This window comes from Citrobacter sp. JUb117, from assembly GCF_024809055.1.
In the GTDB taxonomy this organism is placed as follows: Bacteria; Pseudomonadota; Gammaproteobacteria; order Enterobacterales; family Enterobacteriaceae; genus Citrobacter; species Citrobacter gillenii.
Map to the genome: position 1 here is coordinate 55,240 of NZ_JANUFB010000013.1, position 13,122 is coordinate 68,361.

A 13,122-nucleotide genomic window follows, 5' to 3' on the forward strand; every position below is an offset into this window, starting at 1 on the left:
GCCTGAAAGGTATGGTTAACGGTCGAGAGACCTGATTTTAATGATGTAAAAGCCACCGACGATTTGAGCCGTTTTTTCAGTTGTACACGTAGTATCCTCCTACTCTTGCCGCTGGCAGGCGGTACTGCCAGCGCGCAGTCTTCGTTTATCCAGCAGGCCGCCAACCCGTTTGACAACAATCATGATGGCTTACCCGATCTTGGCATGGCAGCGGAGTCCCGGGCCGGTGAAAAGCATTTTGCCGAAATGGTCAAAGCGTTTGGCGAAGCCAGCATGACCGATAATGGTCTTGATACCGGTGAACAGGCGAAGCAGTTTGCGTTTGGCCAGGTGCGTGACACGGTCAGTGAGCAGGTGAATCAACAACTGGAGTCGTTGCTTTCTCCCTGGGGTAATGCCAGCGTTGGGCTACAGGTGGATAACGAGGGTCGCTTTACCGGCAGCCGGGGAAGCTGGTTTATTCCCTGGCAGGATAATCAACGTTACCTAACCTGGAGCCAGATGGGGATAACCCAGCAAGATGAGGGGCTGGTCAGTAATCTGGGCATCGGGCAGCGCTGGGTACGCAACGGCTGGTTGTTAGGTTACAACACCTTTTATGACACTCTGCTGGATGAAAACCTGCCGCGCGGTGGCGTGGGTGCTGAAGCGTGGGGCGAGTATCTGCGCTTATCCGCCAATTATTACCAGCCGTTCTCGTCCTGGCAGGAACGTTCTGCGACGCAGGTGCAGCGCATGGCGCGGGGATACGATCTTACTGCCCTGATGCGGGTCCCGTTTTATGAACATCTCAATACCAGCGTTAGCGTGGAGCAATACTTTGGCGACCAGGTCGATCTGTTTCATTCCGGAACCGGCTACCATAATCCGGTGGCGGTCAAGCTGGGGCTGAGCTACACGCCGGTGCCGCTGGTGACGGTGACCGCGCAGCATAAGCAGGGTGAAAGCGGGGTCAGCCAGAACAGCGTCGGCGTAAAGCTTAACTATCGCTTTGGCGTGCCGTTAAAAAAACAGTTGATGGTCAGCGAAGTGGCTGGCAGTCAGTCCTTGCGCGGGAGTCGTTATGACTTACCACAGCGTAACAATCTGCCGACGATGGAATATCGCCAGCGCAAAACCCTGGCTGTGTTTCTGGCAACTCCGCCGTGGGATCTCACGCCTGGCGAGTCTGTAGCGCTGAAGCTGGAGGTGCGCAGTCTACACGGTATTCGCCACCTGACGTGGCAGGGGGATACGCAAGCGCTGAGTTTGACGGCGGGAACAACTACCCGGAGTGCAGAAGGCTGGACGATTATTATGCCAAAGTGGGACAGCAGTGACGGGGCAACAAACCGCTGGCGGCTGTCGGTGGTGGTGGAAGACGAACAGGGTCAGCGTGTCTCTTCCAATGAGATCACGCTATCACTGACCGAACCGTTTAGCGCGGTGTCGGAAAATGATCCTCGTTAACGATAAGCAGCATTAAAAATTAGAAAATGCGTTCCTGATGCACCCATACCGCGGCTTCTACGCGTGATTTGAGCTTCATTTTCTTCAGCATATGCTTCACGTGGACTTTGACCGTGCTTTCGGTGATATCCAGACGGCGGGCAATCATCTTGTTAGGCAGGCCCTGGGCAATCAGTTTCAGGATGTCGCGTTCGCGCGGCGTGAGCTGGGTGACATCGCGGTCTGAGGTGGCACGATTAGCACGCAGGCTGGCGGCCAGTACGGGTGTTAAAGCTTCGCTAAGCACCATTTCACCGGCGGCCGCTTGCTGTAATGCCTTCAGCAAATCTTCCGGTTCCATGTCTTTCAACAAATAACCATCCGCGCCGCGTTTCAGGGCGGTGACCACGTCTTCTTCATGATTGGAGACGCTGAATACGACGATGCGGCCGGACAGGGATTTTTCGCGCAGCTTATCGAGCGTTTCCAGACCGTTCATACCGGGCATATTGAGATCCAACAGGATCAGATCGGGATCAAGAGACTCAGCCAGCTCGATACCCTGCTCGCCATTACTGGCTTCGCCGACCACGGTAATATCGGGCGCCATACTGACAAGCTGTTTTACACCGGTTCGCAACATCGGATGATCATCGATCAACAGGATGGTTGCCGGTTCCAGATTACTCATGGGTATCTCCTTGGACTTCTGTGAAGTTTGTTTCGGGAATGAAAGTGACAGCAACTTCAGTACCGCCAGTCTCGCGACGGCGTACACGGCAATCGCCGCGCAAGCTTTGCGCACGATCGCGCATAATAATCATGCCGTAGTGGTTACTGCGTTCGGCGTTTTCCGGTACGCCGCAGCCGTTATCTTGCACTGTCAGTTTGACCTGCTTGCCATTTTGCACCACCGTCACCACAACGTCATCGGCGTGAGAGTGTTTCAGGGCATTACTCAGGGCTTCACGGGCAATTTGCAACAGGTGAATAGCCTGGTGCGAAGGCACCAGACGCGGTGGCAGCTGGTAATCCAGCTTCACCGTAAAACCAAATCGGGCGCTGTATTCCAGGCAGCTGGCTTCCAGCGCTGGGCGCAATCCAGGCTCCGTTAACTGCAAACGGAAAGTGGTTAACAGCTCACGCAACTGCACCCAGGACGTGTTCAGTTCATTACGAATTTGACTCAACAGGTCGCGGCAGTTTTCCGGCAGCGCCTCGCCTTGCATTTGCAAACAGCTGACCTGCATCTTCATACAAGAAAGCGATTGTGCAATAGAATCATGCAGTTCGCGTGCAATGGTGGCACGCTCTTCCATCACAATCAACTGCTGCTGACGCTCCTGCTGCCTGTCCAGCGCCAGCGTCGCGGTCAGTTGTTCAACCAGGGTATCAACCAGTTGCTGCTGGTCGTGGCTAAGATGACGTCCGTGCGGCAACGTGGCCAGCAGAATACCATACTGAGTATGCGCATCGGTCAGTCGCCATTTCAGTGTGATTCCGCCGTCAATGGCGGGCAGCGTGCCGCGCGGACACAGATGACACCCTTTTTCATCACAGCTGACGTTCGACTGACAGGTAAACTCCTGGTGATTATCTTCATCTTCCAGGTCGTACACCCGCAGTTCGATATCATGCAACAGCGTTAAATTTTGTAGCCCGTTGAGTACCGGGGAAAGACGTTCACACAGTGGTACCTGAGAGTGCAGACGGCGGTTGGCTTGCCACAGGAAGGAGAGGATCTGGTTTTTATGCTCCAGACCGGCGGTTTTCTCCTGCACCCGCTGTTCCAGTACCGCGTAACTTTCTGCCAGCTCTTCTGACATATTGTTCAGTGCCGATCCCAGGGCCGCCATTTCATTACGCCCGCTAATGCATGCGCGCTGGGTAAAATCACGTTGGCTGACGGCTCGCGCCATCGACAGCAGCTGTTTCCACGGTTCCAGCAGACGAACACGCAGCCAGATAATGGTGAAAACCAGCAGCAGTGCCATAAACACGGCCATCAGACGATGCAGCATCACCACGCGCTCAATACGCAATTCCGTGGTGTGGTCAAAGGCGGTCACCAGCTTATCCAGTCCTGCCACAAACTGCGTAACGTCCTCGGCAACGGCGTCCGCGTTTTGTGCATGTGATAGCCCTGGCGCCAGTTCGGTATGCCAGTAATCCTGTAACGCCTTCAGCTGCGCCTGTTGTCCGTCGCGCTTAGCGGCGCGCGTGAGTTCCGGGCTGAAGGCCGTTCTTTCCATCTCTTCCAGCAGCGGCTGGTCATTGGCATCCAGCGGAACCGCTGCCAGCAGACGATAGCTCTGCATACGCAGGGAGCCGGCTTTGTTAATCGCATGCGCGCTGCCCTGAACGCCCTGAACCAACCAGCCGGAGACGGCCATACCTGCCACGCCGATTGCGGTGGACAGTAAAACAATCAGCGCCACCTGGTTGACCAGCGTAAGCGGAGAGAGACAACGTTTTAACATGGTGACTTCTTCCTTCAGGATTTCGTTGTAGCGAAAACCTTATGAATGACGATGCTGCTGCAAGCAGTGGCGTTATTCTCAGCCATACACTGGAGTATACCCATACCTCAAACGGGCTACCCCTTAATTGCCGCAGGTGGGAGAGATCCCCGGCTGCGGGGAGTAGGGGGCGACAGAAGCGTGAAAAACCACATCTTTTTTAGCGATGTTATGTACTCATTTGGGGTAATGATAAATTTTAAGCACTAATAATGACATCTTTTCCTTTGATTTATATCAACTTACCTCTCGCTGTAAACCCTAATGTTGCAGGCATCGAAACAAGTATCAGAGGTGTCTATGAGTCACTCATCTGCCCCGGAAAGGGCATCTGGATCTGTAATTACAGAATGGCGGCCGGAAGATCCCGCCTTTTGGCAACAAAGAGGTCATCGTATTGCCAGCCGCAACTTGTGGATTTCCGTCCCTTGTCTGCTGCTGGCATTTTGCGTATGGATGTTATTTAGCGCCGTAGCGGTGAACTTACCGAAGGTTGGCTTTGACTTTACCACCGAGCAGCTGTTCATGCTGACGGCATTACCGTCGGTTTCCGGTGCGCTGCTGCGTGTTCCGTACTCCTTTATGGTTCCTCTGTTTGGCGGACGTCGCTGGACGGCATTCAGCACCGGTATCCTGATCATTCCTTGCGTATGGTTAGGTTTTGCCGTGCAAGATACCACCACGCCGTTTAGCACGTTTATTATCATCTCTCTGCTGTGCGGTTTTGCCGGGGCAAACTTTGCTTCCAGCATGGCTAACATCAGTTTCTTCTTCCCGAAACATAAACAGGGCGGTGCACTGGGGCTGAACGGCGGTCTGGGTAACATGGGCGTCAGCGTGATGCAGTTGCTTGCGCCGCTGGTGGTCTCCTTGTCTATCTTCGCGGCATTCGGTAGCCACGGCGTTGAACAACCGGATGGCACGCAACTGTATCTGGCCAACGCCGCGTGGATTTGGGTACCGTTCCTGGCGGTGCTGACGCTGGCTGCGTGGTTTGGTATGAACGAACTGGCAACCTCTAAAGCGTCACTGAAAGAGCAATTACCGGTGCTGAAACGCGGACATCTGTGGATTATGAGTCTGCTGTATCTGGCAACCTTCGGCTCCTTTATCGGCTTCTCTGCCGGTTTTGCCATGCTGTCAAAAACGCAGTTCCCTGAGGTGCAGATCCTGCATTATGCCTTCTTTGGTCCGCTGATTGGCGCCCTGGCTCGTTCTGCTGGTGGGGCAATTTCTGACCGACTGGGCGGGACGCGCGTGACGTTGGTGAACTTTGTCCTGATGGCCATTTTCAGCGCCTTGCTGTTCCTTACGCTGCCAACAAACGGTGAGGGTGGCAACTTTATCGCCTTCTTTGCGGTGTTCCTGGCGCTGTTCCTGACGGCTGGGTTGGGTAGTGGTTCTACCTTCCAGATGATCTCAGTGATCTTCCGTAAACTGACGATGGACCGAGTGAAAGCCGAAGGTGGCTCCGAAGAGAAAGCGATGCGTGAAGCGGCAACCGACACGGCGGCAGCACTGGGCTTTATCTCAGCCATCGGCGCGATTGGCGGTTTCTTTATTCCTAAAGCGTTTGGTACGTCGCTGGCGTTAACCGGTTCGCCGGTGGATGCGATGAAAGTGTTCCTGATCTTCTATGTCGCCTGCGTGGTCATCACTTGGGTGGTATACGGACGTCATTCTAAAAAATAAAAAAGTAATGTACACAAAATCACTCAAACTGCATCACGGCGGCAAGTGAGAAATCCCCAGGAGCATACTCAAGTCAGTGACTGGGGAGAACGAGCACAGCCAACGCGGAAGCAGTTTGAAGGATGACGTGTAGGTTGATTATCCTTTGCGCGGTGTTAGACCGCGCTTTTTTTTGTCTGTAATTAGTTACAACATACTTATTTATCTACAGAGACTATCGTCTGTCAGAACGGTGCACAGAAAGAGGCCTGCCAGGGGGGATACCCCTTAATACTCACTTGTAAAGAATTTAACATTTGTATGATGAGTTAATTTTAAAATCATATTTAAAATCAAATAATTACTCACTTTTACCTCATCCCACTTAAGGGGTATATAAAATTTAACCTCTCTTTCCCATCCCTGCCTGCCTTGATCGTTATCAATTCCCACGCGCTTTCATAGCGTTACCTTCATTCTCAATCAAGCAATGTCGATTTATCAGAGAGCCGTCAGGCTCCTACAGGAGACAACCGATGAGTAAATTCCTGGACCGGTTTCGCTACTTCAAGCAGAAGGGCGAAACCTTTGCCGATGGGCACGGCCAGCTTCTCAATACTAACCGGGACTGGGAGGATGGATACCGCCAGCGTTGGCAGCATGACAAAGTCGTGCGATCAACTCATGGGGTAAACTGCACCGGCTCATGCAGCTGGAAAATCTACGTGAAAAATGGTCTGGTGACCTGGGAGACCCAGCAAACCGACTACCCGCGCACCCGTCCAGACCTGCCAAACCATGAACCACGCGGCTGCCCGCGCGGTGCGAGCTACTCCTGGTATCTCTACAGCGCTAACCGCCTGAAATACCCGCTGATGCGTAAACGCCTGATGAAAATGTGGCGTGAAGCGAAAAGACTGCACAGCGATCCGGTAGACGCATGGGCATCCATCATCGAAGACGCCGATAAAGCAAAAAGCTTCAAGCAAGCGCGCGGTCGTGGTGGTTTTGTACGTTCTTCCTGGCAGGAAGTGAATGAGCTGATTGCCGCTTCTAACGTCTACACCGTCAAAACCTACGGCCCTGACCGCGTGGCAGGCTTCTCGCCGATCCCGGCAATGTCGATGGTTTCCTACGCCTCCGGTGCACGTTACTTGTCCCTGATTGGCGGTACCTGCCTGAGCTTTTACGACTGGTACTGTGACCTGCCGCCTGCGTCTCCGCAGACCTGGGGTGAGCAGACCGACGTTCCGGAATCTGCCGACTGGTACAACTCCAGCTACATCATCGCCTGGGGTTCAAACGTTCCGCAGACCCGTACCCCGGATGCCCACTTCTTCACTGAAGTTCGCTACAAAGGGACCAAAACGGTCGCGATCACCCCGGACTACGCTGAAATTGCCAAGCTGTGCGACCTGTGGCTGGCACCGAAGCAGGGCACCGATGCCGCGATGGCGCTGGCAATGGGCCACGTCATGCTGCGTGAGTTCCACCTTGATAACCCAAGCCAGTACTTCACCGACTATGTGCGTCGTTACACCGACTTCCCGATGCTGGTGATGCTCGAAGAGCGTGACGGTTACTATGCGGCGGGCCGTATGCTGCGCGCCGCCGATCTGGTCGATTCTTTGGGCCAGGAAAATAACCCAGAGTGGAAAACCGTTGCCGTCAATACCGACGGCGAGATGGTCGCACCAAACGGTTCGATTGGTTTCCGCTGGGGCGAAAAAGGAAAGTGGAACCTTGAGCAGCGCGATGGCACGTCCGGTAAAGAAACCGAACTGCAGCTCAGCTTGCTGGGCAGCCAGGATGACATCGCTGAAGTCGGCTTCCCATACTTTGGCGGCGAAGGCACCGAGCACTTTAATAAAGTCGAACTGGAAAACGTTCTGCTGCACAAACTGCCGGTCAAACGCCTGCAACTGGCGGACGGTACTACCGCGCTGGTGACCACCGTTTATGACCTGACCATGGCGAACTACGGTCTGGAACGCGGTCTGAACGATGAAAACTGCGCCACCAGCTACGATGACATCAAAGCATATACCCCCGCATGGGCAGAAAAAATTACCGGTGTATCACGCGCTCAAATCGTGCGTATCGCCCGTGAATTTGCCGATAACGCTGACAAAACGCACGGTCGTTCAATGATCATCGTCGGTGCCGGTCTGAACCACTGGTATCACCTCGATATGAACTATCGCGGATTGATCAACATGCTGGTGTTCTGCGGCTGCGTTGGTCAGAGCGGTGGCGGTTGGGCGCACTATGTGGGTCAGGAAAAACTGCGTCCGCAGACCGGCTGGCAGCCGCTGGCGTTTGGCCTTGACTGGCAGCGTCCGGCACGTCACATGAACAGCACCTCCTACTTCTATAACCACTCCAGCCAGTGGCGTTATGAGACGGTAACTGCGCAGGAACTGCTGTCGCCGATGGCGGACAAGTCCCGCTATAGCGGTCATTTGATCGACTTTAACGTACGCGCTGAACGTATGGGCTGGTTGCCATCTGCGCCGCAGTTAGGCACCAACCCGCTGTACATTGCTCGTGAGGCGGAAAAAGCCGGGATGACGCCGGTGGATTACACCGTGAAATCGCTGAAAGAGGGTTCTATTCGCTTTGCGGCAGAACAACCTGAAAACGGTAAAAACCATCCGCGTAACCTGTTCATCTGGCGTTCTAACCTGCTGGGCTCGTCCGGTAAAGGTCATGAGTACATGCTGAAGTATCTGCTGGGTACTGAACACGGTATTCAGGGGATGGATCTGGGCAAACAGGGTGGTGTGAAGCCAGAAGAAGTGGAATGGCAGGATAACGGTCTCGATGGCAAGCTGGATCTGGTGGTGACGCTGGACTTCCGTCTGTCGAGCACCTGTCTGTATTCCGACATCGTGTTGCCTACCGCCACCTGGTATGAAAAAGACGACATGAATACATCGGACATGCATCCGTTTATTCATCCGCTGTCTGCCGCTGTTGATCCGGCCTGGGAATCGAAAAGCGACTGGGAAATTTACAAAGCCATCGCCAAGAAATTCTCTGAAGTCTGCGTCGGTCACCTCGGTAAAGAAACCGACGTGGTGACGCTGCCTATCCAGCACGATTCAGCTGCCGAACTGGCGCAGCCGCTGGACGTGAAGGACTGGAAAAAAGGCGAATGCGATCTGATCCCAGGCGTTACTGCCCCGCACATCATGACCGTTGAGCGTGATTACCCAGCAACTTACGAACGCTTCACCTCCATCGGCCCACTGATGGATAAAGTCGGTAACGGCGGGAAAGGGATTGCCTGGAACACCCAGAGCGAAATGGACCTGCTGCGTAAGCTTAACTACACCAAGGCAGAAGGCCCGGCTAAAGGTCAGCCGATGCTGAATACGGCGATTGATGCCGCCGAAATGATCCTCACCCTGGCGCCGGAAACCAACGGTCAGGTGGCGGTGAAAGCCTGGGCTGCGCTGAGTGAATTTACCGGCCGTGACCATACGCATCTGGCACTGAATAAAGAAGACGAGAAAATCCGCTTCCGCGATATTCAGGCGCAGCCGCGTAAAATTATCTCCAGCCCGACTTGGTCTGGGCTGGAAGATGAGCATGTTTCTTACAACGCTGGTTACACCAACGTTCACGAGCTGATCCCATGGCGTACGCTGACCGGTCGTCAGCAGCTGTATCAGGATCATCAGTGGATGCGCGACTTCGGTGAAAGCCTGCTGGTTTATCGTCCGCCAATTGACACCCGTTCGGTGAAAGCCGTGATGGGCGAGAAATCCAACGGCAATCCGGAGAAAGCGCTCAACTTCCTGACGCCACACCAGAAGTGGGGTATCCACTCCACTTACAGCGACAACCTGCTGATGCTGACATTAGGCCGCGGCGGTCCGATCGTGTGGATGAGTGAAGCGGATGCGAAAGATCTGGGTATCGAAGATAACGACTGGATCGAAGTCTTTAACAGCAACGGTTCACTAACCGCCCGTGCGGTAGTCAGCCAGCGTGTCCCGGCCGGGATGACCATGATGTACCACGCCCAGGAACGTATTGTGAATATTCCAGGGTCGGAAATTACCGAACAGCGCGGCGGGATCCATAACTCGGTGACCCGTATTACGCCGAAACCGACGCACATGATTGGTGGTTATGCCCACCTGGCCTACGGCTTTAACTACTACGGCACCGTAGGGTCAAACCGTGATGAGTTCGTGGTGGTCCGTAAGATGAAGAACATTGACTGGTTGGATGGCGAAGGCAATGACCAGGTACAGGAGAGCGTAAAATGAAAATTCGTTCACAAGTCGGCATGGTGCTGAATCTCGATAAGTGCATCGGTTGCCACACCTGTTCAGTAACCTGCAAAAACGTCTGGACCAGCCGTGAAGGGACCGAGTACGCCTGGTTCAACAACGTTGAAACTAAGCCGGGCACCGGTTTCCCGACCGACTGGGAAAACCAGGAAAAATGGAAGGGCGGTTGGATCCGCAAGATCAACGGTAAGCTGGTGCCGCGCATGGGTAACAAAGCGCTGCTGCTGGGTAAAATTTTCGCTAACCCGCATCTGCCGGGTATCGATGATTACTACGAGCCGTTTGACTTCGATTACCAGACGCTGCACAACGCTCCGGCTGACAGCAAAGCGCAGCCGATTGCACGTCCACGTTCGCTGATCACCGGCAAGCGTATGGACAAGATAACCAAAGGTCCGAACTGGGAAGACGACCTGGGCGGCGAGTTCGAGAAGCTGTCAAAAGACAAAAACTTCGAGAACATGCAGAAGGCGATGTACGGCCAGTTCGAAAATACCTTCATGATGTATTTGCCGCGTCTGTGCGAGCACTGCCTTAACCCGGCGTGCGTGGCGACCTGCCCAAGCGGTGCCATCTACAAGCGTGAAGAAGACGGCATCGTGCTGATCGACCAGGACAAGTGCCGCGGCTGGCGTATGTGTATTACCGGTTGCCCGTACAAGAAAATCTACTTCAACTGGAAGAGCGGTAAGTCAGAGAAGTGCATCTTCTGCTATCCGCGTATCGAAGCCGGTCAGCCGACCGTATGCTCCGAAACCTGCGTCGGACGTATTCGTTACCTCGGCGTACTGCTGTATGACGCTGACGCCATTGAAAGCGCGGCAAGCACCGAGAACGAGAAAGATCTGTACCAGCGTCAGCTGGACGTGTTCCTCGATCCGAATGACCCGGCGGTCATTGAGCAGGCACTGAAAGACGGTATTCCGCTGAGCGTGATCGACGCGGCTCAGCAGTCTCCGGTGTACAAAATGGCGATGGACTGGAAGCTGGCGCTGCCGTTGCACCCAGAATACCGCACGCTGCCAATGGTCTGGTATGTTCCGCCTTTGTCACCGATTCAGTCTGCGGCTGATGCGGGTGAGCTGGGCAGCAACGGTATTCTGCCGGACGTGGACAGCCTGCGTATTCCGGTTCAGTACCTGGCAAACCTGCTGACTGCAGGGGATACGCAGCCGGTGGTACTGGCGCTGAAGCGCATGCTGGCGATGCGTCACTTTAAACGTGCGGAAACCGTTGACGGTAAAGTCGACACCCGTGCGCTGGAAGAAGTTGGTCTGACTGAAGCGCAGGCACAGGAAATGTACCGCTACCTGGCCATCGCGAACTACGAAGATCGTTTCGTGGTACCGAGCAGCCATCGTGAGCTGGCGCGTGAAGCGTTCCCGGAGAAAAGCAGTTGTGGCTTTACCTTCGGCGACGGTTGCCACGGTTCGGACACCAAATTCAATCTGTTCAACAGTCGCCGCATCGATGCTGTCGATGTGACCAGCAAAACGGAGCCGCACCAATGATTGAACTCGTCATTGTTTCGCGTCTGCTCGAGTACCCGGATGCTGCCTTATGGCAGCATCAGCAGGAACTTTTCGATGCACTCGCGTCATCTGAAAACCTGGACAAAGATGATGTCCAGACTCTGGGCGTCTTCCTGCGCGATTTAACCGCGCAGGACATGCTGGACGCACAGTCCCGCTACAGTGAACTGTTCGACCGTGGCCGTGCAACCTCGCTGCTGTTGTTTGAACATGTGCATGGTGAATCCCGCGACCGCGGTCAGGCGATGGTTGACCTGATGGCGCAGTACGAGCAGCACGGTTTACAGCTCGACAGCCGCGAATTACCGGACCATCTGCCGCTGTACCTGGAATATCTGGCGCAGTTGCCGAAGGAAGAGGCGCTGGGTGGTTTGCAGGATATCGCCCCGATTCTGGCCCTGCTCAGTGCTCGTCTGCAACAGCGTGAAAGTCGCTACGCCGTGCTGTTCGATCTGCTGTTGAAACTGGCGAATGCGGCTATCGATAGCGACAAAGTGGCGGAGAAAATTGCGGATGAAGTTCGCGATGATACTCCGCAGGCGCTGGACGCTGTCTGGGAAGAAGAGCAGGTGAAATTCTTTGCCGATCAGGGGTGCGGTGAATCTGAGATCTCCGCTCACCAGCGTCGTTTTGCCGGGGCCGTCGCGCCGCAGTATCTGAATATCACCACCGGAGGACAGCAATAATGCACTTCCTGAATACGTTCTTCTTTGACATCTATCCGTACATTGCGGGTTCTGTCTTCCTGATTGGTAGCTGGCTGCGTTATGACTACGGGCAGTACACCTGGCGTGCGGCATCCAGTCAGATGCTGGATCGCAAAGGGATGAACATGGCGTCAAACCTGTTCCATATCGGGATCCTGGGTATTTTCGCCGGCCACTTCCTGGGGATGTTAACGCCGCACTGGATGTACGAAGCGTGGCTGCCGCTGGAAGTGAAACAGAAAATGGCCATGTTTGCAGGCGGTGCGTCCGGCGTGATGTGTCTGGTCGGTGGTGTATTGCTGCTCAAACGCCGTTTGTTCAGCCCACGCGTGCGTGCCACTACCACCGGCGCGGATATTCTGGTGCTGTCCGTTCTGGTTATCCAGTGTGCGCTGGGGCTGCTGACTATTCCGTTCTCCGCCCAGCATATGGACGGGAGTGAGATGATGAAGCTGGTCAACTGGGCACAGTCTGTGGTGACCTTCCACGGCGGCGCGTCCCAGTACCTGGACGGTGTGGCGTTTATCTTCCGTATGCACCTGGTGCTCGGTATGACGCTGTTCCTGCTGTTCCCGTTCTCGCGTCTGGTACACATCTGGAGCGTGCCGGTCGAGTATTTGACCCGCAAGTATCAGATTGTTCGCGCACGCCACTAATCGATTCTCTGCGTCATTGTAAACCCTGCTTCGGCGGGGTTTTTTTATGACTGTTGCCGGGTGGTGGCGAATACGCCTTATCCGGCCTATGGGGTTTAGCTGTTTAGCTAAGGGTACTACAGGGAAGTGGTGGTGGGGGAAAGATGACTCAGCGCTGCGCGCTTCGCCCTTCGGGTCGTTGCCTGCGGCAACGTTTTCTCGCTATGCTCTAATCGAACCTTAATCGAAGATTCTCATCCTTCCCGCATGGGCAGAATATAGGGCATTGTGCTTTGATTTAGCTGAGGTATTACAGGGGATTGATG

The 13,122-nt window shown here is 54.6% G+C and carries 8 protein-coding genes and 1 other RNA gene; 6 read left to right on the plus strand and 3 right to left on the minus strand.

All coding sequences use genetic code 11. The annotated features are described in order from the left end of the window. Positions 1-63 precede the first annotated feature (63 nt). Positions 64-1,449, plus strand: a complete 1,386-nt coding sequence (locus tag M2374_RS21335; RefSeq protein WP_181695540.1) for a YchO/YchP family invasin — start codon at positions 64-66, stop codon at positions 1,447-1,449. Positions 1,450-1,468: 19 nt separating this feature from the next. On the opposite strand, the gene narL is transcribed toward M2374_RS21335, so the two are convergent. Both narL and narX read right to left on the minus strand, forming a co-directional pair. Continuing rightward, on the minus strand, positions 1,469-2,119 hold the full coding sequence (gene narL / locus M2374_RS21340) for a two-component system response regulator NarL (RefSeq protein ID WP_003020756.1): 651 nt from the start codon (positions 2,117-2,119) through the stop codon (positions 1,469-1,471). Continuing rightward, positions 2,112-3,908, minus strand: a complete 1,797-nt coding sequence (narX, locus tag M2374_RS21345; protein WP_117342901.1) for a nitrate/nitrite two-component system sensor histidine kinase NarX — start codon at positions 3,906-3,908, stop codon at positions 2,112-2,114. Before narX ends, narL begins: the two co-directional genes overlap by 8 nt. A gap of 339 nt (positions 3,909-4,247) precedes the next feature. On the opposite strand from narX, the gene M2374_RS21350 reads away from it, so the two are divergent. From M2374_RS21350 to narI, 5 genes are all read left to right on the plus strand, one after another. After that, positions 4,248-5,639: a NarK family nitrate/nitrite MFS transporter gene (locus M2374_RS21350; protein ID WP_259156005.1), complete on the plus strand. Its 1,392-nt coding sequence runs from the start codon at positions 4,248-4,250 to the stop codon at positions 5,637-5,639. 515 nt (positions 5,640-6,154) lie between these two features. Then, complete coding sequence (locus M2374_RS21355; protein ID WP_096756785.1) at positions 6,155-9,898, plus strand: nitrate reductase subunit alpha; 3,744 nt, start codon at positions 6,155-6,157, stop codon at positions 9,896-9,898. Further along, positions 9,895-11,433, plus strand: coding sequence for a nitrate reductase subunit beta (narH, locus tag M2374_RS21360; RefSeq protein WP_096756786.1), 1,539 nt, complete (start codon positions 9,895-9,897; stop codon positions 11,431-11,433). The genes M2374_RS21355 and narH overlap by 4 nt, the downstream gene beginning before the upstream one ends. Continuing rightward, positions 11,430-12,140 (plus strand): nitrate reductase molybdenum cofactor assembly chaperone, encoded by a 711-nt coding sequence (gene narJ / locus M2374_RS21365; protein WP_117342900.1) that lies wholly within the window; start codon positions 11,430-11,432, stop codon positions 12,138-12,140. Before narH ends, narJ begins: the two co-directional genes overlap by 4 nt. Then, a complete protein-coding gene (narI, locus tag M2374_RS21370; RefSeq protein ID WP_115258301.1) occupies positions 12,140-12,817 on the plus strand; it encodes a respiratory nitrate reductase subunit gamma in 678 nt (225 codons plus the stop codon). Before narJ ends, narI begins: the two co-directional genes overlap by 1 nt. A 127-nt stretch (positions 12,818-12,944) precedes the next feature. Here the strand turns inward: narI and M2374_RS21375 are convergent. Then, positions 12,945-13,075: non-coding RNA, RtT sRNA (locus M2374_RS21375), on the minus strand. Positions 13,076-13,122: the final 47 nt, after the last annotated feature.